We start from the raw sequence: 22684 nt of genomic DNA, 5'->3' as shown, positions 1-22684 counted from the left end.
GCTGACGAGCCGCGTACGATCGGCGGAGGTTCGGTGAAACCCAGTGCAACTTTACAGCTATCCAGACGGCATGATGGCCTAGAATGTGATTGCACGGATGATCTGCTCGTCAGAAGATCCCGGTCGCCTTCTTTTGTCTCCCTCGTGCAAAATAATGAATAATAGTGAGGTCGCGGTTACCAGAGGGTGCGATCTTAGCTTAGAAGCATTTTAAGTAAAGAAGGACGTGAGGGTGACCGAAAAACTTCGCTTGGACATTCCGATCCTACTGCCGGGCGTCCCCGACACCGATGACGCGTGCGTAGCTCGGCTGACATCGGAGATCCAGGGCCGCGAAGGGGTCGAGGAGGTTCATGTCGCCGCCGCCGGCCCCGGCGAGCCCGCTCAGCTCTGCATCCACTACGACCCAAGCGCCGTACCGCTTCCACGCATTCGCGAGCTCGTGGCAAGCGCCGGAGCCAGGATCACCGAGCGTTTCGGCCATGTCCTTTGGCAGGTCGAGGGAATCGCTCACCAGCGTAGGGCGCGGACGGTCGCTGATCGTCTGCGTGCAGTGCCGGGCGTGCTGGAGGCGGAAGCGAGCGCCGGCGGGCTGGTGCGTGTCGAGTTCGACCGGACCCGAGGTTCCGAGCAGGCCATCCGCGATGCGCTCTCCGGGATGGGGGTCACGGTGACCGGACCCATCGCCGCCCGCCGGCCGGCTGCGAAGCCTGATCGCGTCGACAAAGACCAAGTGGCCGATGCTCATGCAGGTCATGACCATGGCGAGCACAGCCACGCACGGGGAGAGAAGGAGCACGATCACGCGCATGGCGGTGTTCTCGGGTTCAACACCGAGCTGATCTTCTCCCTCGCATGCGGCGCTATGCTTGCGATCGGCTTCGCGATCGAGAAGCTCCTGCCCGCTGCCCCCGGCTGGTTGCCGATCACCTGCTACATCGCCGCCTATTTCTTCGGTGGCTTCTACACGCTGCGCGAGGCGATCGACAATCTGCGCCTGAAGAAGTTCGAGATCGACACGCTGATGCTGGTCGCGGCGGCCGGCGCTGCGGCACTTGGCGCCTTCGCGGAGGGCGCGCTGCTTCTCTTCCTGTTCAGCCTCGGCCACGCGCTTGAACATTACGCGATGGGACGAGCCAAGCAGGCGATCGAGGCGCTGGCCGAGCTCGCCCCGCGAACGGCCACCGTACGCCGCGACGGCGAGACCCGCGAGGTGCCCGTCGAGGACCTCGTGGTCGGCGACGTGGTCCTCGTGCGCCCCAACGAGCGGCTGCCGTCCGACGGGTTTCTCGTGAAGGGCGAGTCGAGCGTCAATCAGGCGCCGGTCACCGGCGAGAGCATCCCCGTCGACAAGCGCCCGGTCGAGGATGCCGCAACGGCGCGCGCCAGACCCAATTCGGTGGGCGCCTCCTCGCGCGTGTTCGCCGGAACCATCAATGGCGCGGGTGCGATCGAGGTGGAGGTGACGCGCCTGTCCACCGAGACCGCACTGGCCAAAGTCGTCCAGATGGTCAGCGAGGCCGAGACGCAGAAATCACCAACACAACGGTTCACTGACAAGTTCGAGCGCCTTTTCGTGCCAGCAGTGCTGGCACTCGCTTTCATCCTGCTGTTCGCGTGGGTGGTAATCGACGAGCCATTCAGCGCTAGCTTCTATCGCGCCATGGCGGTGCTGGTGGCGGCCAGTCCCTGCGCGCTCGCAATCGCTACTCCGAGCGCGGTGCTGTCCGGTGTTGCGCGAGCGGCACGCGGTGGCGTTTTGGTGAAGGGCGGCGCGCCGCTCGAAAATCTTGGCTCGCTGAGCGCGATCGCCTTCGACAAGACGGGCACGCTGACGGAAGGCCGTCCACGCATCACCGATATTGTCCCGGCAGAAGGAGTTTCGGAAGAAGATCTGCTCAGGGTCGCCGTCGCGGTCGAGCAGCTCAGCGACCACCCGCTGGCGGCTGCAATTGCGCGCGACGGTCGCGAGCGCCTGGGCCGGCGCGACGTCCCGCAGGCGCATGATCTCAAGAGCCTCACCGGACGCGGGGTGACCGCGACGCTCGACGGCAAGCCGGTCTGGATCGGCAAGGCCGAGATGTTCGGCGCCGACGGCATCGCCGCACTGGGCAAAGCTTCTGCGGCAGCAATCGCGAAATTGCGCGAAGGCGGCCGCACCACGATGGTCGTCCGCCATGGCAGCAACGAACTCGGCGCAATCGGACTGATGGATACGCCGCGCGCTGCCGCCCGCGATGCGCTTGCGCAGCTGCACGCGCTCGGCATCAAGCGGATGATCATGATCTCCGGCGACCATCAGAAGGTCGCCGAGGCGATCGCCAAGGATGTCGGGCTGGACGAGGCCTGGGGCGACCTGATGCCGGAGGACAAGGTCGAGGCGATCAAGAAGCTGCGCGCCGAACAGAAGGTCGCCATGGTCGGAGACGGCGTGAACGATGCGCCGGCGATGGCGAGCGCGACGGTCGGCATCGCGATGGGCGCGGCCGGCTCCGACGTCGCGCTGGAGACAGCGGATGTTGCGCTGATGGCCGACGACTTGAGCCATCTGCCTTTCGCGGTGGGTCTCAGCCGCCACACCCGCGGGATCATCCTCCAGAATGTGTTCATCAGCCTCGGCGTGGTCGGGCTGCTGGTGCCGGCAACGGTCCTTGGCCTCGGCATCGGCCCGGCGGTGGCGGTTCACGAGGGCTCGACGCTGGTGGTCGTCGTCAACGCGCTGCGCCTGCTCGCGTATCGCGACAACAGGCGGTAGGGCTTTGGAGCATCTGAGGCTATGGACGCTCGGGCTGGCCACGCAACCGCGTAAACGGTCTACTCCCCCGTCAGGCGATAAGACTGACTACAATCCCGGTAACCGCCCAGGGCGAATTCATGAATGAGTGCGCCCATGAGTTTGTCTTGAGGAACAGCCGCCTCATTCACAGCCTTCTCGGCATGTGTGGGGAAGTCATGCACGCGCCAGTGGTTAAAGACATTCTGCTGCAGGACGCCTGGTGATAATGTTAGCCGTCACCACGAGGTGTTTGGAATATAAGAACGGCAGCTCGATGTCGTTGCGCCGAGTAGGTGGAATAGGAGTTGTTGCTTGCGTTCGATCCGCGGATGTTTGCGGACGTTTCCATCCCGCCAGAGGAGGTCAAATGCATAGTAGAACAGCCGTCCTGCCTGTGCAGGCGCTAGTGTCCCAAGTCACAAGTTCGCAATCGTAGATTCGCAGTAGATTTGCATCGCTGTGCCAAGAGGGAAGCAAACAGCGACGGAGCATCTAATGGCGGTCCAGCAACTGCCCCCCCTGACATTGAGCGATGAGGAGCGTGCCGAGCTGGAGTCGCTGACGACGCGGCGGAAGACGGCGCAGGCACTGGCTCTGAGAGCCCGGATTGTGCTGACCTGCGCTGCAGGAGGTCAGAACACGGAGGTGGCGGCCAAGCTGGAGCTGGACCGGCAGACCGTGGGCAAGTGGCGGCGGCGTTTTGTGAAGCGGCGCGTGGACGGGCTGAACGACGAGCCGCGCTCCGGGGCACCGCGCACCATTGACGATACCCTTATCGAAGCCGTGAGGACGCTGGAAAACTGCCCCGAGAACGCCACCCATTGGAGTTCTCGCGACATGGCGAAGGCCAGTGGCCTCTCGGTGTCGATGGTGCAACGCATCTGGCGGGCCTTCGGGCTCCAGCCGCACCGGCTGGAGCCGTTCAAGCTCTCAACCGATCCGAACTTCGTGGCCAAGGTGCGCGACGTCGTGGGCCTTTACGTCTCGCCGCCGGAGCACGCCATCGTTCTGTGTGTGGACGAGAAGTCTCAAATCCAGGCGCTGGACCGCACTCAGCCGATGTTACCGATGCGTCCCGGCCAGCCAGCCCGAAGGAGCCATGACTACAAAAAGGCACGGCTCTACATCGCTGTTCGCCGCCCTCGACATTGCGACCGGACGGGTCATCGGCAAGTGCTACGGACGGCACCGTGCCGCCGAGTTCCGCAAGTTCTTGGACGAGATCGAGGCCGCCGTGCCGCGCGAACTCGACGTCCATCTCGTCATGGATATCTACGCCACCCACAAGACCCCGCTGATCCGGAAATGGCTGACTAAAAGGCCGCGTTGGCATGTGCACCTGACCCCGACCAGTTCGTCATGCCTCAATCAGGTCGAGCGCTTCTTCGCGCTCCTTACCGATCAGAAGATCAGGCGAGGTGTCTATCGCAGTGTCGCCGCCCTCAGGGCTGACATCACTTCGTTCATCGAGCGGCACAACGCCGATCCCAAACCGTTCCGATGGACCAAGTCCGCCGATGACATCCTCGCTTCCATCGAGCGCTCTGCCGATACAATGCCCCAATCATTTTAACGGTACCGCAGTTGTCCGCGTTTATTTCCAGAATTCGTTCTCCAGGTTTCGGCGAGGCTTCTTGGAAAAGCGGCTCCCACCAACTTCCCATCCGTATCGTTCGCCGATAGCCCCGCTTGTAAATGCGTGTGAGTAGGCACGCCAGTAGTGAGCGAGGGAGCAAGGTCACGCGCATGGAAGATCTCGCAGGCGCTGATCTAACGGAATGCGTTCAAATGCCGGCATTTGACTTTCTCCGTCCCATAAAACCGAAGTTTCGTATGCCCCATTCGACCTTGCGACCTCGAAACTTAGCAGACTTTTCAATTCAGCGCGCCGACAATTGCGGCTGCGGCAAGGCAAGTGCGATTTAGTCAATGCGTCCATGCGCCCGGTCCACTGGTTACTCTCGCGGTTGCCAACAATTTGGCACGCATTGTCAGGGCAATCCTGCAGAGCAGGTAGCACCTTTTGGGGAACAGACGTTCAGAATCACGTGGTGGGGCTTGGCAATGAGGCCTTGCGGTGACCCCATCAATAGCGTCTCGACAAACGAAAGCCGAGTTGGACAAGGGCAATGACCCTTGATGGCATCCGCTCGACATACCGAGGATCAGGACACTTCGAACCTGTGCACGGACTTTGAGTTGCACGGACATTGAGTCCGTCAACGATGACGGGGGCCCGATCAGCGGACAACCATCGAGGCCATGTTGTGAGAACAGACCACAAGCAAAGGCCGGACAGATGACCGCAACGACCAAATGCTATGACGTTAGAAAAGCTCGGCCATGTGGGTGTCATCCACAGTGATGGTGTGGATGGCGTCCGCTACCGGCATCTGATGTGCCAAAGTGAGTCGTTGTCAGATTCACTTAAAGGGAGCCATCCACGATGCCCACTATGACAATCGGACTTGATCTCGCCAAGCACGTTTTCCAGGTTCACGGTGTCGACGCGACTGGCAAGGTCGCGGTTCGCAAGAAGCTCCGTCGCTCGGAAGTACTCGAGTTCTTCAAAGGACTGCCGCGTAGCCTGGCCGGCATCGAGGCCTGTGGCACCGCCCATCATTGGGGTCGCGAGCTGACGGCACTCGGGCACGACGTCCGGCTGATGCCAGCGGGCTACGTCAAACCGTACGTTAAGCGCGGCAAGAATGACGCAGTGGGTGCAGAGGCGATCTGTGAAGCGGTAGCCCGACCCACAATGCGATTTGTCGAAATCAAAAGAGCTGAGCAGCAATCGGGCTTAATGCTACATCGGACACGAGAGCTGCTGGTCCGTCAGCGTACAGCGCTGATCAACTCGTTGCGTGGCCAGCTCGCTGAGTTCGGACTGGTCGCGCCCAAGGGAGTCTGGAGCATCCCGGAGCTGCATGCGCTTGCCCAAGGCGCGACCCCAGCGGTCCTCCCCGATGCGGTCCGCAGCTGCGTCGAGCTGATCATGGGCCAGATCGACGATGTGCAGACACGCGTACAAACGATCGAGAACGCCATTCGAGTAGCGCACCGCGCCAGCGAGGTCAGTCTGCGACTGCAAACGATCCCCGGCATCGGAGTGATCACGGCATCCGCAATTACAGCCACCATTGGAGACATCAAAGTCTTCAAATCCGGGCGGCATCTGGCAACGTGGATCGGGCTTGTCCCACGGCAGTCCGGATCCGGTGGCAAGGTCCATATGGGAAAGATCTCGAAAAAAGGCGACGCGTATTTGCGCAAGCTGCTCGTGCTTGGCGCCACCGCCGTGATTCGCTATTGCCGTAACAAGCCCGAGCTTGCCGGCTGGATCAACGCGCTCCTCCAAAGGCGTCCGGCGCGCGTGGTCACGATCGCGGTGGCCAACAAGATGGCGAGGATCGCGTGGGCGGTGATGAGCCGAGGCGAGGCATTCCGCCAGGAAGCCTCCGCCATCGCGTAAGGAGAAGCGGCCGGGAAGGAAAAGAAAGTCAGCTGCCGAGTGGGATCATCGAATTGGTGAGAGCGACGACGACGTAATGGCAACCGGTCGAGACCGAGGATCGGGACAACCCGTACCTGTGCATGCGCATCAAGCGCGCCATAGTGGCTGGGACTCGATCCGCGGACTACCATTAGAGCCCGCGGACCAGGAATCCGCTTCGATGAGGCCGGACCGATGACCGCACCCCGACCACCAATTGTCAGAGCGTCGAAAAAGTTCTTGCCATGCGGGCGCCATCCACCGATGCACAGGTGTGAAGAGATCATTTTGAAGCAATTTGACGCGCTTCTCATCGGGTGATCTTGGTTCGTCTTGGTTCAGTTTGCGTCGGAACCCGCGGACTCGAGCCTGCGGCGGTGTTTGAGAGCACTTGCCGACGAACTCGAAGTCTGAAGGAGCCGGTCGATCCCCTACGGCTCGATCGTGCGGTGCGCCGGCATCTCGGGCCTGTCCAGGAATTCCGGAATGAGGGATTCACGTGGTCACGGATCGCGCATCCCTTTGCTGCGGTCGGCATACGGCGCGCCGATGGGGGCCTTCTCGGCCGATCGTCTGCGTAGCGGTCAGGCGCGGGATTCCTGGGGACCTGGCTCACAGGAACGTTACGCGCGAATACTCAGAATCCATCTGCTCCCTGGAGGGCTTGCTAGCCTCGGGGTTCAAGGAACGCGTCGGAAACCATCATGAACTCGAACCTGCGACGACGGCTAAATGCGGTTGCTCACGATCTGCGGGGACCACTCGGACGCATTCCGCTCGATCGGGTCTTGCGAAGACATCTCGATCTGTTCGAGGAGTTGCGACGCGAGGGATGTACATGGTCGCAGCTGGCGCGGGCCCTAGCGGCGGCCGGGGTCAGGCGCGCCGACGGGGAGATGGTTTCAGTTGATCACCTGCGTGGGACGGTGTCGCGCCAGATGCGGGAAAAAGCGTCCGTGCTACAAGACCCGCCGAAGAAAGATCGTGCGCCACAGCGAACGGCGGTCTCGGTGGGCCGGACGCGTTCTACGCCCCAAATCGGCAAAACAGCCAAGCTCAGAGGGCGGAAAACGGCTCGAAGATCGCCCGTGGTTGCACTTGATCCTGCATGAGCTTCCAAAATTCGTCTGGATTCATTTTGCTTCGGGTAACGCGATGAACTCTAACTTGCAGCGACGGCTGAAGGCGCTCGTTGACAATTTCAAGGGACCGCTCGGCCCTATACCGCTCGATCGTGCGGTGCGGCGGCATCGCGGCCTGTTCGAGGAATTCCGGGATGAGGGATTCACTTGGTCACAGATCGCGCGTGCGCTTGCTGCGGCCGGCATACGGCGTGCCGATGGGAGTTCTTTCTCGGCCGATCGTCTGCGCGGTGCGGTATCGCGGCAGATCAAGGGGAATGCGTCCGCGTCAACAGGCCGGCCTGTGGAAGACAGCACGCGCCAGCGGACTGCCGCACGAGAGGAAACGGCGTCATCCCGATCCATGACCGGTGAAACAGCCGAGCCCCGGGCCGGGAGAACGGTTACCGTCAAACCGGTCGCCGTGCCGAAATCAGACCAGCCGACGGCTGGTTCGCGTTCGATCCAGGACAAGCTTTCGCGTGTGGCTAAGTTGCGAGGCGGATAGGCTCAAGGTCGCAGCTCACAGGAACGTTACCAGCCGGATACTCAGAATCCATCTTCTTGCCGATGAGCTTGTTAGCCTTTGCGGCGCCGATGACCAAGGAAACAAGCATGGCGGCAGACCTGCCGACTTCGGACATCGAAAGGAACAAGCTGCGCAAGCTGTTGCTTTCGGACACACCGTTCCAACGGTATCTCGACTTCAGCCGGCCGGTCGTCGCGGTGAGCGGGGAGGCCATACGCGAGGGAAGGGCCGCTTATCCGCCGCAGGTTCCGCTGAAGATGAAGATAGCGGCTGGCTGGCCGGCTCAAAGTCTGCAAGGGATGATTGTCGATAGCCTCGACGATCCCCTCCCGATCCAGGCAACGCCCGAGGAACGGGAACGGTTTGACCGGGGTGAGCCGCTGCTGGTTCGAGCAAATATGGTCGGCATGCGGCCTGAGCGGTCAAGCGGCGGCCAGGTTGCCGACGATATCGAGAAGCAGATCAAGGACGCCTTCGCTGTCAACGTCTTCGTGATCTTCGAGCGCCTTCGGTATCTTGTGCCGCTGCGCGATGGGAAGAATGTCCGTAACTGGGCGGATCAGGAGGCGGCGCAGAACTTCATCTTCGACAAGGAGTTACTGCCGCTTCCCTGGCCCGAGCGCGATCATCGCACCACCGGGAAGCGCCGCCGTCGCCTCATCGATACGGCCTGGCGCAACGGGCAGCGTCAGAAGTTCCTGCGATGCCTGTACCCGAGCAAACGGCTGCGCCGGGAGATCGCCGCCTGGGCGGAGGGCTTTCGCGGCCAGCGCCAGGATGTGATCGAGGAGGAAATCCGTTTTCAGAAGACTCAGTTTGTCGCGCTCAACATGTGCCGCGAGCGGGCGAAGGAGTTTCGCTTTATTGAAAGCGAAATCAGTGAGAGCATCCGGCGGGAGCCGGACGGAGATGGGTTTCTCGATCCGAAGCAAGCGGCGGTGGCCGCAGGTTTCAACCACCCGATCGATGCCGGGGCGATCTTTCCCGCGGTCTATGCCGGGGATTTCGATCCAAAGCTGATGTTCCATCGGCTGGCGAGTTTGAAGGGCTTTGAATTCGTCCGGGACATTGGGAGGATCGCTCGCAGGCAATCCGCACCGTTGTCTCCTGCGCAGTTCATCGAACGGATCGAACGCAGCCGGCAGCATCTTGAAGAGCAGCCCGAGATGTTTAGCGAACGTCGGCACCCCGAATTGATGAGCGGGCGGGAATTCCTGCTTTACGCGTACAAGAATTATGAAGATCAGTGCGCGGCGTACCTCGCGCGTTGAATTTTTTCCGGAAGCCGACTCAGAATCCGTCCGGCCTGTTCGATTCCATGGCTTCTTCCTTCGCCCCGCGATCAACCGGGACGAAGGAACAAGCCATGACAGAGACAGACAAGAGGCGCTGGGCCATCGTTGTCGCCAACGAAAAAGGCGGGGTTGGCAAATCGACGCTGGCGCTGGCCATCACTGACAAACTGACGATCGCGGGATACTCGCCGGTCGTTATTCAAATCGACCGTCAAAAGCGGTTGTCGGCGGCGCTGGGCCAGGACGTCATCACGATTGCATCCGATCCCAAGGCGGCGCGTGCGGATCCCGGCAAGGAGCTGGCGCGGTTCAGCCCGGTGCTGGACGCCGTCACGCAAGCGGAGACGGCCGCTCCGATCGTCGACATTGGCGCCGGCGAGGTTGGCCGGTTCTCCGAATGGGCGGCTCTGGTCGACCTGGACGAAGAATTTGGCGAATTCGGTTTCCATCCGGTCGTCTTCATACCATTCACGGCCGAGGCAGAATCGATGCGACAGGCGCATTGGACGGTCGAACGCCTGACGACGGCCATCCCTCGCGCGGACATCATCCTTGCCGAAAACCAGCGCGATGGCCGCATCGCCGATCTGCATCCGGCCTCCTCTGCCTGGCAGGAGTGGGCCGATAAGCTCAAGCCTGCTGCGGAGAGAAATACGCTCATAGTGATGGGCGCCATTCCCGGCGGCTCATGGCGGTATTTCGAGGCGGCCGGCTCCCGGTTCATCGATGTCGTGGACCTCGAAACGCCGGCAGCCATGCAATTGAGCGGCCTGCCACGCGCGGAAGCCAAGATCGCACGCGGTGACGTTGCCCAGTGGCTGGTGGCGCTATTCGCAGAACTCGACCGTGCCTTCAAGACGACGGAGACAGTCGATGAAGAGTGAGAGTTTCAGAGCGGCGGCGTCACGCGCCATCGACGAAGGCAGCCGTGAGCGGTGGGCAACCGCACAGCGGCTGGCCTCGCAATTCGAGACGGGCGCGGACGAATTCGACCTACGCTCGCTGGAGCGCCTCGGAGAAGAGGGCCTCGCGGCGTTCCTGTCGAGCCTCGGCCATCAAAACCCGTTTCCGAATTGGCAAGAAGTAGAGCCCGCCCCGAACATCCAACCCTCCTCCGACCCGGAGGCTGGAAGGGATTACGGCTGGACGATTTTGCGATGCCGCGAACCCCGTTGGTTGGTCCGTGCTGTCGTGCGTGGATGGGCTGCGGGCTTTGCCCTTGCCGTCATCGGCTCGATCCTTCTCAAATTTGTGGAGTAACAGGACAGTGACAACCATCAAGGTCAAGAAATCCCCAAGCCCCGCACTGGCAGCCGCGCTACTCGTGGCATGCGGTGTCATGGTCTTTAGCTTCTTCATCATCACCCTTCTCGCCCCATTTGACAATCCGAACATCACCCCGGCTTATTTCTGGAGAACGGTCTGGGATGAAGGTTTCCACCGCCACTGCGGACCGGGGCCGTTGCAGGTCTTCGATTTCGATTGCCGCACAGCGAACCTTCGGGGGTGGTTGGCCTGGCCGCCGTTCTATCTCCGGCTCTGCCTGTTTTTTGGCTGCACGATAATCGCGGCAACCCTTGCGGCAATCTGGAGCTGGAAGCACACCTCGCCCAGGGAGACCGTCCGCACCATCCGGGGGCTGTGGCCGAAATTCGGCGCGGAGGGGCGAGCCTCGTTGCGGAAGGCCGTTGCCGTGACGGGGATACCGCAACCGGATTCGCTCTGGCTTGCACCTTACGTTCAGCTCACGCCTGTCGCGGAAGCTTCCAACATTCTCGTCATCGGTGACCAAGGTTCGGGCAAGAGCGCCGTGATCCGTGGCTGGGCGGAACAGATTCTGGCACGTGGGGAGCGGTCGATCATTCACGACGCCAAGGGGGACATTCTTGCCTGCGCTCCGATTGACGAGATTCTTCTGGTGGCGCCTCATGACGCAAGAGGATGGACCTGGGATATCGGCCGCGACGTAATCAATGCGCAAGGCGCGCGCGAGGTTGCGGAAAAGCTCGTGCCGTCGGGTTCAGAACTGGAATCGATGTGGTCCAATGGCGCCAAGGCCATCCTGTCGGGAGCCATCGAGGCGTTGCAACGTGAGCGCAAAACCGATTGGGGATGGGCCGATCTGTTCAAGTTCGTATTCAAAAGCCCGAAAGAGCTGCGCGCGGCTCTTGAGGCCGCGCACTCACCGAGTGTCCACCTCATCGAAATCGACGCCGATGGGGTGGCCAACAGAACCACTCTGAGCCTCATGTTGACGCTGTGGGTCGCGGCCCTGACGACGATCCGGCCGCTCGCACAGGCGGAGGCATCGAACAAGGAGTGCAGTTTCAGCGTCCGCGACTGGCTTTCCGAGCAGTCCCGTCTGCCGCGAACGATCATTCTTCAGCACAATGCCGAATATCCGCTTCTCTCGACCGCGATCAGCGGCCTTCTTGTCGATGTCGTCTGCGGCAAGTTGCTCAGCCCGTCCACGCCCAAACGGGATTGCCCGTGGTTGCACCTGATCCTGGATGAACTTCCGGTTCTGGGCCGTCTCGAACAGTTTCCCAAATTGCTCAATGTCGGCCGGGAAAAAGGCGTAGCGGCGATCGTGGCGACGCAGGACTGGGAACAGATCCTCAAGCTCTACCAGCGGTACGATGCGGCAACGCTCGAAGCGCGCTTCAAGATCAAGGTCGTCTGTAGACTCGGCACTTCCGAAACACGCGAACGCGTGGTCGGCAAATATGCGGGTCGCCGAACGATCGAAACGTGGGTTGCCACCAGCAGGGACAAACCTGAGAAAATCCGCCACGAGAATGAAATCGATGTGATCGAGCCAAACTACCTGGACGATGAGCTTGGCGTGCGCATCGTTGACGGTTTCCTTGTCGTTCGCGCCCTGGTTTTCGGTCTCGGCAATCCTGCCGTCGTCGAAACTCCGTTCACACAATGGCGAAAACGGCGCGAAGCCTACAGGGACGCCGCCTGGGCAAAGACCAGCGCGTAAGCAAGAACGAACGATCAAGCGAGTGCCGCACAATGTGGCGCTCGCTTTGTCCTGTCCGGTCGGGGCGATGCTATTTTTGGCAGCCGTGTTTTCCGAGCCGGGCGGAGCCCGGCGAGCGGTTTTTTTTACCCAGCACCTTCTTTGCCGGTCCGCGTGCGGACCGGCAAGAATTTTTCGGCACGGGGCAAAAGCCGAGAAGCCTTGTCCGGCTCCCCGGCCTTGCGGGTCAGGCCGATTTCAGGCGCTGCATGCCCTCTGCCAGCGTCCAGAGCGCGCGGTTGATGCCGACATTCTGGTCGATGCCATTGATGGCACGGGTCTGCGCGCGGCGAATACGGCCATCAGTGGTCTGGCGGCGGCCGTGAAGTCCGCCACGAATGAGGTTTTCCTGGGCTGCGTTCAGTGTCAGCCAGAGACTTTGCCCGACATCCTCGCGGCGTCGAGGCGCAATGATCTGGTCCGGACGAACGGGGCTTTCGTCCTCGCCGTAGCGGGCGACAAGTGCGGCTTCAGCAAAAACGGTCTGCTCGTCCCGCGAGAGCTTTGTTTCCTTCATCGTCTCGACGGATTCGATGAGGCGCGGAAAGTCTTCCGCAACAGTATAAACGCCCTCGATAATGTCGTGCTGGATATTGCCCTTGTGCGCCACACGAACTTCCTCGAAGCGCTCGCCCGCGACAAGGCTGTTTGTGCAAACAAACCTGAGCAACCCCGCAAACATCTGGTACGCCGAGGTTCCGTCATGCGAATTGACGATGATGACTTCGGCCGCTTCGGGCTTGCCGATGCCCCCATCACGACGCAGGCGGAGCATGTGCTTTGCGTGGCCGAGGCGGTCACCGTCGCGTGGTACGGCCTGCACGGCGAAGAACGGAAACCATCCTTCGCGGCGCACTTCCTCCACAATCTCAATGGTGGGTACGTAGACGTAACGTTCTGACCGGCTGTCATGCGCCTCGCGGGCGAAGATGGCGGGGACGTGCCGGTACAGGGTCTCGTTGTCGAGAGCTTCGCGTCCGCTGATTTGGTGGGCGTTGCGGCCGAATCGGGTGGCGAGATGGTGATGCATGATCTTGCTCCTTTGAGGCTTGGGTTGCAGCGCTGCGCTGCAGCCCTGCCTCGCGGCGAGCAGCGGGGTAGCAAGGGCAAGAGAACTCTTCGGCACCGTGGAATAAATGGAGGGGCCCCGGCTTTCGGGGAGGAGGCCGTTTATGCCGCGAAAGGCCGAAGAATTTTCTTGTCCCGCGCGAGGGCGGAGCCATTAGCAAGCCACCGGCAGGAGCATCCGGCGAATGCCGGGAAAACGACATGCACTGTTGTTCCGCGCGTTTCCGGATTCTGAGTAGAAGCACCAATCGTGGGGCCAGAATCCAAGTCCATCCTCCGAAAACACCGCATCTCGATGGTCTTGAGTTCGGAGACCATTGCGGTGGTTGCAACGCGGAATGTTGCGGCGTCCAGCGCTTATTATGTGCGCGGCAACGCCGGCTGCAGCTATTGAACTGCTTCGAGTTTCGCGCGCGCGCCTGATGCTGGAAACGACCGGCGTCCCACCGTCCGTCGTGGCATCACGATGCGGTTTTCGGACACAAGAGCAGATGCGAAGGGCGTTCCATCGCCTCTCGGCGTCACGCCGGGCTGGATCCGGGAGCACTTCGGCAAAGTCCATTGGTACGCGACATTTCTTGATGGGTTTCGCAACCGAGGCCCTGCACTGTTACGTCGACCGTGTGTCGCCGCCGATACGATGCTTGCAACAATCCGTATCAACATCCCAAAAGGCACCAATCGCAGCGTAGCGAAGAGGCGCGCAGGAGTGGGACAATCCCAGCCATGAACACATGGAACGCCGCTGCCGGACCTGCCCCCACTTCCTTCTTCATCGTTGTGGCCATGAGCGCACCAAAACCCCGCCTCCGAAGAGGCGGGGCCAGTCGATCCCTTGGGATCAATCGCCGTTGCGGCGGGACCAGATCAGCGTAAAGCTGTCGTCGCCCTCACCCTTCACCAGCGAGGCATAGATCGGAGCCGGAAAACTCGGATCGTCGAGCTTGACCGAGAGATATTCGCGATCGCTGTCCCGCGCGGTCTTCTTCCACGCAGCCCCAAACTCGACAGTGGAGCTTGCGAAGATGCGAAAATCGGGCGCCTTGTCGTTGTCCTTCTCGGTCGCGACGAACTTCGCCTTGACGTTGAGGGTGAGCGTCTTGACCGATCCGGTGTAGCCGTTTTCCGCCGCGGTAAAGGTTCCGATGGTAGCCATGGTGTCTCCGTGCTGTTGTCGGGCCGCGACCATCGCAGCCTCGATGGCGGTCCTTGGCCCGGGGAGCGATCGGCCCGCAGCCGCAAGGCCCGCAGCAACGCGGAGGACGGCGGCAGCCGGCTTTTTTGTCTTCCCGCGAGGAATGCCGCCCCTTCGCGGCAGGGGAAAAAAGCAGGCCGAGCCGTTGCGGGAAGGCGATCGAGGCGCAGCCGGCCCTCGGGCCTGATCCGTCCATTCGAGGTCGCGTGGGACGCGCCCATCAAACAGACCGATGGAGACCACCATGACTGCGGCCATCGTCGCCGCGCAAGGACACAGCAGCACCGCTCGGACAAGGACTTGCACCCGCGCATCAACGAAAGCAAAGGCGCGAAGCAGTGAACGACGGAGCATGAATGAGCATCGCGGCGCGCGATTGGCGCGCCCCGACCAAGACCGGCGAAGCCCAGTTCGCAATCTCCATGTCAGCGACGTTCGATACGCCCGTCACAGGCTACCCTCGCTGGTGAACGCCAGGGCGTCGACGCCTGCTTCACGCTGATCTGGTCCCGCCGCAACGGCGACTGATCCGACTGGATTGATGTGCCGCATCGCCTTCGGAACGGATTCACGGGCGCCGGCCACAACGCGCCTTCCCCTTATTAGTCTTGAGCGGAAAGTGTCTGGCTTTCCACAATGCGCCGGTCGTGGGCGTGAGCATCATGAGCTTGGCCGCGCGCCATCAGGCGCGCGGCCAAAAACTTTCGACATCCTTGCGATGAGAAGCCGGGACCGCGTGGCGGTCCCGGCCGTGCCGATTACTCGGCGGCGGCGGAATACGCGTCAGGGTTTGTCTCCGTGACGAGATCGGCCTGTGGCTGCTCTGTACACTCCTGCGCGGTTCGCGGTGTCCGCATCAGCACGGGCAGCCAGCCGGTTGCGATCACCAACTGTTCGGCAGCTTCCGCCATGTCCTGCTTCTTCATGTCCGCCATCCGGTCAGCGGCCTCGATACCGACGGCTTCCCGCACGGCGGCAAGAATGTGCGGCTTGGTGACCCGACCGAAATAGGTCCGCGCGGTCGGTATCCAATGCGCGGTCATGTCGAGCGACACGGCCTCCGCCAGCCTGTCCGCCGTTGCCATCGCCCGGCGCCTGCGCTCCGTCGGCAGTTTTACAGCGTTGACCGTGAGCGCTGCGCAATGCGCGAACAAAGCCATGCGGCTGTCAGGGTCCAACTCCACGATAAACGTCCAGAGGCCACACACGTCGCGGGGCATCTGCGCCGCCCAACGGGCGTGGTGATCCGCCCATGCCTTCCCCGCTTTGGTATCCTCGATACCATCCGCATGGGAAGCCAGCATTGTGCTTGCGGGGCGGATATCGAGAGCGTGGGCGTCCGCGCCGCGATAGAAGATTTGCGCCGACAGCGCATGGGTGACAGCGACGACGGCGATCTCCGGCTGCTCGCTCAGAGCGAGGCGAAGCCCGAGGGTGCGGAGCGCGGTGAGATCGCGGATCAGGATGTCCGACAGCGGCTTGTGATCGTCGGCGTCCTCGTCCTCCCCTTCCAAATTCCCACTCCGGGCCATACCGTTCGGGACTGTTCCGCCGTCGTCATCGAGGGTGCCATCCTCCTCGCCCTCGTCGCTCGCGTTCACTGCCTCCGTGTCTGGCTTCTCGTCCTCGGCTCTTACAAAACCGCGCTCGATGCGCACGGTGCCGTCATGATTGAGGATGACAAAGGCCCCGCAACGGGCAATGTCGGCGGGATTGTAGGCCTGACGCTTGGCCTCAAGACGCTCGATCTCGGCCTCAAGCTCGCCGAAGCGTGCATCGACCTCATCAGGCAGTTCCTCGTCGCTTTCATGCTGGGCCGTCAGGCTGTCGAACTCGCACCTGACGGCGTCCAGAGCGGCCTGATCTTCCGCCGACAGTTCTACCGCTTGCGGATAGGTCCGACGCAGCCCGTGGCTGTGGGGGAAGTCCAGAAAGACCTGCGCCCATTTCCAGCCCTCAGCCTCCATCAGGGCGTTGGCCTCGCGCCCAAGCTTCGCCACGACCAGCATATCGAGAAGCGCCACGTCCTCGAAATAGCCGCCGCGATCCTCGGTGAAGAGGTCGCGCAGGATCGTGCCGCCCACTTCTGTATACTTTTCCGCGCCGACAAAGATCGCGCGGCGATCCGTGGCGGCTACATTAGTTTCGGTCAGCAAGCGGCGGATCGTGCTGGCGTCCCGGTTATGGGATAGCCGCTCGTAGGCGGCCTCCTGCCGGGCATGGTCCTCGGTGATGGCAAAGGCCATCAACTGGTCGAGCGCCAGATCGCCGTCGCGGTAGACTTGCATCAGCTTGGGCGAGACAGCACCCAAGCGCAGGCGCTGCCGCACTACGTGAGGTGTCACGCCGAACCGGGCAGCAATCTCCTCCGCACCGAAACCGCGTTCGTCCGCGAGCTTCTTGAAGGCCTCGAACTGGTCGGCGGGATGCATGTTTTCCCGGGTGACGTTTTCGTCGAGGCTGATTTCGTGCGGATCGTTGGCGGTGTCGATGACGCAACGGATCGGCTCGGTCTTCTTGATCTCCTTGCGCTTGACACGCAGAAGCTGCGCCAGCCGGCGGCCTTCGCCGATGGTGACAAAATAGAACCCGGTGGCCGCGCCACCCGCATCCAGTTCCGGCTCGACGACAAGGTTTTGCAGGATGCCCTTCGCGGCGATGCTGGCCGCATAGGCCTCAATCGACGCCTCGCTGTGCGGCGTCTTGCGGGCATTTTTCGGGGATTTCTTGAGCTTGTTGAGCGGAATGAAACGCTCAGTCCCGCTCTCGACAACGGTTTCGACATTCTTGGCAGACATGATCTTGCTCCTTTGAGCTTGGGTTGCAGCGCTGCGCTGCACCCCTGCCTCGCGGCGAGCAGCGGGGTAGCAAGGGCAAGAGAACTCTTCGGCACCGTGGAATAAATGGAGGGGCCCCGGCTTTCGGGGAGGAGGCCGTTTATGCCGCGAAAGGCCGAAGAATTTTCTTGTCCCGCGCGAGGGCGGAGCCATTAGCAAACCGGCAGGAGCATCTGGCGAGTGCCGGGAAAACGGGATGCACTGTTCTTCCGCGTTTCTGGATTCTGAGTAGAAACAGCAATCGTCGGGCCAGAATCCAATTCCTTCCCCGGAAAACGCGGCATCGAAGTGGCCTCGATTCTGGAGACCGCGTCAGTGGTTGCAACGTGGAATGTTGCGGCGTCCAGCGCCTATTATGTGCGCGGCGCCGAATACTATCTTGGCAGCCGAGAGCCGGAGGGCGTCTGGTATGCGCCGCGCGGCGACCTCGGCCGGCGGGATGCAGCAACGGTCCAGCGACAAGAATTCGCCCGCCTCTATGAAGGGCTCGGCGAGAACGGGCAGTCGCTCATCACCAACTCAGGCGGCAAGGCGATTCGGCGTGTCCCCGCCTTCGACCTGACATTTTCCGCGCCGCGCTCGGTGTCGCTGGCGTGGGCATTCGCGGATGAGGATCTGCGGCGCAACCTCGAAGCTGCCCAGGAGCGCGCCGTCCGTGCCACCCTTGCCACGATCGAGCAGGAAGCCATATACGCGCGCCGCGGCAAAGATGGCGCATACGTCGAAAAGGTCGCGCTGACGGCCGCGTTGTTCCAGCACGGCGAAAGCCGACCGGCGGAGCATGCCGATGGTCGCCTCTTCGGTGATCCGAACCTTCACACCCATGCCGTCGTCCTGAACATGGCGACACGCGCCGACGGCACGGTGGGTGCACTGCATTCCACCGTCTTGCGCGACTGGAAGATGGCGGCCGGCGCTGTCTATCATGCCGCCCTCGCAAACGAGATGACCGATCTCGGCTTCGGCATCGATCGTGTCGGGCGGAACGGCACGTTCGAGCTGGCCGGCATCGGCGACCAAGCCATCACCTATTTTTCTGCGCGGCGGCAGGAAATCGAAAAGGAGCTGGCGGAGGCGGGCACGACCAGCGGTTCATCGGCTGCGCTGGCCTCCGCTGTCGCCAAATCAACGCGCCACGCGAAAGAGCTGGACGCTGATCGCGAGACCGTCTGGCGTGAGGCGGCGCAATCGGCCGGTCTTGACGGTGATATCCGCGCGGCGCTCCAGCAGCGATCTGCCCGGGAGTTTGTCGTCGGGGATGCCGGGCGCATCTTCGCCGAGCGGGTGGCGACATTGCCGGCAGAATTGACGCAGCATGAAAGCGTCGTCGACCGCCGCGAATTGGTTCGCTCCGTTCACGCGGCAAGTGTCGGGCTCGGCCTGCCACTGTCGCGGGTTGACGGGGAGGTCGATCAGCTTGTCACCTCCGGGACATTCGTCGAAATCGGCCGCGATGCTATCGGTCAGGTGCGCTATTCGACGCCGGAGATGATCGCGATCGAGCGTGATCTGGTTGCGACCGCCTCAAGACTGGCTGACCGGCGCGGGGTCGGGATCGATCCTGCCGACATCAAGGCGCGAAGCGCTGCGCAAGGGTTGAGCGCCGAACAGACCTTCGCCGCTGAAGCCGCAACCGGCCCAAACGCCATCGTCGTCATCGAAGGCGCGCCCGGCTCAGGCAAGACCACGACGCTCGCGCCGATCGTCGGGGCCTATCAAGCGGCGGGGCATCGCGTCATCGGCACGGCCACCGCCTGGCGTGTCGCCCGCGCCATTCAGCAGGACCTGAACATCGAAGCGCGGGCCACCGCGTCCTGGGTCGAACGCCTCAAGAAGGGCGAGCGCTTCCTTGACGACAAGTCGGTTCTCATCGTGGATGAAGCCGGCCTTCTGTCCTCGCGGGAGATGCATGCGCTGCTGTCGGAGGTCGAACGCGCGCAAGCCAAGGCGATCCTCGTCGGCGATCGCCGGCAATTGCAGGCGATCGGCGCGGGCCCGGGCCTCGATCTCGTCGTTCGCAGTGTCGAGGCCACGCGCGTTGACACCATTGTCCGCCAGCGTGACGCCTGGGCGCGGCAGGCCGTGACGGATTTTGGCACGGGTCGGGCCAATGAGGCGCTTGACGCATTCCAGGCGCACGGCTGCTTCGAAGAAGCTCCCACCTACCGGGCTACGCTGCAGCGGATCGTCGAACTCCGGAACCATGCAAGAGCCGAGCATCCCGACAGCTTCACCCTCCTGATCGCCCGGACCAACAAGCAGGTCGCGGATATCTCGCGGGCGGTTCGCGCTGAACTCAAACGTGAGGGCGTCATTCACAGCGCGGAAGCCAGCGTCGAGGCGGTCACGCCATCGGGTCAGACAACCCGCATCGAAATCGCGGCCGGCGACCAAATCCGCTTCCAGCTCCGCAACGATCAGCTTGGTGTCGTCAACGGCACGGTTGCGACCGTGACCGCCGTCCATCCCGATCCGTCGAAAGAACCGAGTACGCCCGGCAACATCCGCATTGAGGCGGTCATCGACAGGCGCCGCATCAGCTTTGTTCCCGCCGACATCGCCGACGAGCGCGGGCGAGCCAGGCTCGGCTGGGCCTACGCAAGCACCGTGCACGGCGCGCAGGGCATGACCGTCGATCGGGCGGTCGTCCTGCTCGATCCCCGGTTCGATCGCCATGCCGCCTATGTAGCCGCAAGCCGCGCCCGCGACGAAACCCGGCTCGTCGTCGATCGCTCCCAGATAGAGGCGCTTCTTTCTTCCCGTCTGCCGCTGGATCGCACACAGCAGGCCGAACCCGCATCCGCGGAAGACCGGCGCGCGCAGCTCGCCGGGCGATTGTCCAGCGGACACACCAAGACGTCGACGATCGCCGTGATCGAACAGGCCGCTCTCCCGGTGAAACATGCCGACCGACTTCACAGCCGGCCATCGGCAGATCGGGCGATGCAGCCGCCCACAAAGCCACCTGCCGCGCAGGAGGCCGCCCGCGCCGCTCCGCGATCCAGCGCGCGCACACCTGACCGCGGGTTGGAATATGGCCGTTGAGCGGAAAGCGGCTCGCCCACCGCGGCGGCCGGCGACAGGGCGACGAAGAAATCTGGACAAGGAGGCCGGCTGGTCGGTTGAATTCGAGATCGACCGCTCTCTTCGCGTTTCCGACGCCGAGATCCAGGTGTTGGAAACCTGGCTCGGCAAGCAACTGGATGCGCTGTTTGGGGGTGCTCGCTCACCACGAAGCGGCACCGCCGTGCCCGATGAGCCGATGAACCCTCTAATACGGAAGCGGGGATGACGCCCGATGGGCTGCATGGGTCCCAGGACGGCGATACTTCCACTCGCGGAAAACAAACAAATCCGTCGGAATTGTCAGATCTTGATGTATTCATTGACATCACGAGTCTTTTGATGTAAGAATTTCCATCAATGGCCAAAGCGCGCAAGATCACGCGAACCCGGCTTGTCGTCAGCCCCGGCTTCGCCGAACTGGTTGTGTGGGAAGTTCCCGAGCCCATCTCGGGCAGTCCGCACAAGTACAAATACCGGCTCGCCTATGTGGTGAACGGCGTCTGCCGCGTGCGTTACGACAATGAGCGCGGCAAGGGCGATCATCGCCACCTGGATGGCAAGGAAAGCCCTTATGCGTTTCGTGGTCTGGAGCGGCTGCTGGCGGATTTTTGGCGCGACGTGAATAAACGGAGATAGAGCATGCGGACGGTTATCCTGGGCGTCGAGACACAAAACGACCTGACGCGCCGCATCCTGGCGACTGCGCACGGGCAGCGTAAGGCTGGCGACGACCGAATTTCATTCGAGAGTGTCAGCGACCTTTGGCGGGTGCTGGCGCCCAAGCGCATGGAGATCGTGCGCGCGATGACCGGAGCCGGCCCGCTGACGATCCGGGAGGTCGCGCGTCGGGTCGATCGAGACTTCAAGGGGGTTCATTCCGACGTGACGCTGCTGCTGGGCGCGGGGATTTTGGAGCGGACGGAACGTGGGGGCGTTGAATTTCCCTATGACCGCGTTCATGTGGAATTTGACTTGATGGCGGCGTGACGTCCCCGCCCGATCAATAGTAAGATTGAAACAGCGCGATCACGCGAAATCGCGCGAGACCGTAGAGATTTGTCAATGACCCAGAACTTGCAATCAAGAACAAGTCTTGCCGCAACGGACTGTCCCGCGCCGTTGAGAGCCGCTGTTTATCTGCGGGTCTCGACCGGGCGGCAGGCGGAGGGCGAGGTGTCGATTCCTTCGCAGCGCGACTTGACCACGCGTCATTGTCTGTCGAGCGGCTGGACTGTCGTCGATGAGTATGTCGAGCCCGGGGCCAGCGCGACCGACGATCGGCGGCCTGTGTTTCAGGCGATGCTGGAACGGGCCTGTGACGCAGATCATCCTTATGATGTCATCGTCGTGCATTCCTTTTCGCGGTTTTTCCGCGACGGGGCCACGATGGAGTTGACGATCCGCAAGCTTCGCCGTCACGGCGTTGAGGTCGTCTCGATGACGCAGCCGACTGGCACCGATCCGTCGCAGGAGATGATGCGCCAGATCATCGGCATCTTCGACGAGTACACCTCGAAGGAAAACGGCAAGAACGTCACGAGGGCGATGAAGGAGAACGCCAAACAAGGGTTCTGGAACGGCGCTTCAGCTCCGCTCGGTTACTCCATTGTCGAAGCCGAGCGGCGGGGGCAGAAAATCAAGAAGCACCTGGCCGTCGAGCCCGTCGAGGCCGAGACCGTCCGGCTCATCTTTCGCCTCTACGCGGAAGGTGACACCAGGACCGGCACCCCACCGCTCGGCATCAAGCAACTGGTCAAATGGCTCAACGGACGTGGTTATCGGACCAAGGCGGGCGGGACCTTTGGCGTCGGTCCCGCGCACCATATCCTGACCAACACCGTCTATGTTGGCCGCTGGCGTTACAATGTTCGGTCCGCCAGGACGGGCGAATGTAAACCCGCCTCGGAAATCGTCGAGATCGCAACTCCCACCATTGTCGAGCAAGACCTGTTCGATCGCGTCCAGGCCCGCCTCGTGGCCAATAATCCCAAGGTCACAGCCCCGCGTGTGGTCACTGGTCCGATCCTTCTGACCGGACTTGCCAAATGTGCTCATTGCGGCGGGGGGATGACGCAGCGGACCGGAACCTCCAGCACGGGGCGCATCTACGCCTATTACACCTGCGCCAGCCGTGCGCAGAAGGGACCAACGGCCTGTCGGGGGAACACGATCCGGATGGCTTTCCTGGATGATCTGGTTCTGACGGCGCTCAAGGAGAACATGTTCACGCCCGAGCGTCTGACCGAACTGCTCTCCGCGATTGCCGCCCGGCGCCG

14 protein-coding genes and 2 pseudogenes are annotated in these 22684 nt (G+C 62.3%); 13 read left to right on the top strand and 3 right to left on the bottom strand.

The window, feature by feature from the left end; all coding sequences use genetic code 11:
- Positions 1-232 precede the first annotated feature (232 nt).
- From HMPREF9695_RS19015 to HMPREF9695_RS18980, 8 genes and pseudogenes are all read left to right on the top strand, one after another.
- Complete coding sequence (locus tag HMPREF9695_RS19015) at positions 233-2755, top strand: heavy metal translocating P-type ATPase (protein WP_006022526.1); 2523 nt, start codon at positions 233-235, stop codon at positions 2753-2755.
- Positions 2756-3271: 516 nt separating this feature from the next.
- Positions 3272-4349, top strand: a pseudogene (locus HMPREF9695_RS19010) (IS630 family transposase).
- A gap of 873 nt (positions 4350-5222) precedes the next feature.
- Positions 5223-6248 carry an IS110 family RNA-guided transposase gene (locus HMPREF9695_RS19005; protein WP_006022522.1) on the top strand — a complete coding sequence of 342 codons (1026 nt, stop codon included), beginning with the start codon at positions 5223-5225 and terminating at the stop codon, positions 6246-6248.
- A gap of 1119 nt (positions 6249-7367) precedes the next feature.
- Entirely contained in the window at positions 7368-7898 is a 531-nt protein-coding gene (locus HMPREF9695_RS26785) for a hypothetical protein (RefSeq protein WP_024921865.1), read from the top strand.
- A 107-nt stretch (positions 7899-8005) separates the two neighbouring features.
- The gene (locus HMPREF9695_RS18995) at positions 8006-9190 is read left to right on the top strand and encodes a hypothetical protein (protein ID WP_006022520.1); all 1185 of its coding nucleotides are present in this window, start codon (positions 8006-8008) and stop codon (positions 9188-9190) included.
- A 95-nt stretch (positions 9191-9285) separates the two neighbouring features.
- Positions 9286-10098: a nucleotide-binding protein gene (locus HMPREF9695_RS18990; protein ID WP_006022519.1), complete on the top strand. Its 813-nt coding sequence runs from the start codon at positions 9286-9288 to the stop codon at positions 10096-10098.
- Positions 10088-10474 carry a hypothetical protein gene (locus tag HMPREF9695_RS18985; RefSeq protein WP_006022518.1) on the top strand — a complete coding sequence of 129 codons (387 nt, stop codon included), beginning with the start codon at positions 10088-10090 and terminating at the stop codon, positions 10472-10474. Before HMPREF9695_RS18990 ends, HMPREF9695_RS18985 begins: the two co-directional genes overlap by 11 nt.
- Positions 10475-10481: 7 nt before the next feature.
- A complete protein-coding gene (locus HMPREF9695_RS18980) occupies positions 10482-12203 on the top strand; it encodes a type IV secretion system DNA-binding domain-containing protein (protein WP_006022517.1) in 1722 nt (573 codons plus the stop codon).
- Positions 12204-12429: 226 nt separating this feature from the next.
- On the opposite strand, the gene HMPREF9695_RS18975 is transcribed toward HMPREF9695_RS18980, so the two are convergent.
- The 3 genes from HMPREF9695_RS18975 to HMPREF9695_RS18965 form a co-directional block, all read right to left on the bottom strand.
- Positions 12430-13272: a DUF932 domain-containing protein gene (locus HMPREF9695_RS18975; RefSeq protein WP_006022516.1), complete on the bottom strand. Its 843-nt coding sequence runs from the start codon at positions 13270-13272 to the stop codon at positions 12430-12432.
- Between the two features lie 879 nt (positions 13273-14151).
- The gene (locus HMPREF9695_RS18970) at positions 14152-14466 is read right to left on the bottom strand and encodes a DUF736 domain-containing protein (RefSeq protein WP_006022515.1); all 315 of its coding nucleotides are present in this window, start codon (positions 14464-14466) and stop codon (positions 14152-14154) included.
- A 797-nt stretch (positions 14467-15263) separates the two neighbouring features.
- Entirely contained in the window at positions 15264-17303 is a 2040-nt protein-coding gene (locus tag HMPREF9695_RS18965) for a ParB/RepB/Spo0J family partition protein (RefSeq protein ID WP_006022513.1), read from the bottom strand.
- A 327-nt stretch (positions 17304-17630) separates the two neighbouring features.
- Between HMPREF9695_RS18965 and mobF the strand changes: the two genes are divergently transcribed.
- The 5 genes and pseudogenes from mobF to HMPREF9695_RS25910 all read left to right on the top strand — a co-directional run.
- Entirely contained in the window at positions 17631-20387 is a 2757-nt protein-coding gene (mobF, locus tag HMPREF9695_RS18960; protein ID WP_012047087.1) for a MobF family relaxase, read from the top strand.
- Positions 20377-20634: a hypothetical protein gene (locus HMPREF9695_RS18955; RefSeq protein ID WP_012047088.1), complete on the top strand. Its 258-nt coding sequence runs from the start codon at positions 20377-20379 to the stop codon at positions 20632-20634. Before mobF ends, HMPREF9695_RS18955 begins: the two co-directional genes overlap by 11 nt.
- A 131-nt stretch (positions 20635-20765) precedes the next feature.
- On the top strand, positions 20766-21044 hold the full coding sequence (locus tag HMPREF9695_RS18950; RefSeq protein WP_006022510.1) for a toxin-antitoxin system TumE family protein: 279 nt from the start codon (positions 20766-20768) through the stop codon (positions 21042-21044).
- Positions 21045-21047: 3 nt separating this feature from the next.
- Positions 21048-21395, top strand: a complete 348-nt coding sequence (locus tag HMPREF9695_RS18945; protein WP_006022509.1) for an HVO_A0114 family putative DNA-binding protein — start codon at positions 21048-21050, stop codon at positions 21393-21395.
- 75 nt (positions 21396-21470) lie between these two features.
- Positions 21471-22562, top strand: a pseudogene (locus HMPREF9695_RS25910) (recombinase family protein); the annotation flags it as partial.
- Positions 22563-22684 lie beyond the last annotated feature (122 nt).

The organism is Afipia broomeae ATCC 49717 (assembly GCF_000314675.2).
In the GTDB taxonomy this organism is placed as follows: domain Bacteria; phylum Pseudomonadota; class Alphaproteobacteria; order Rhizobiales; family Xanthobacteraceae; genus Afipia; species Afipia broomeae.
The sequence above is the reverse complement of the archived record's forward strand: the minus strand, read 5'-3'. Positions and strand labels throughout refer to the sequence as shown.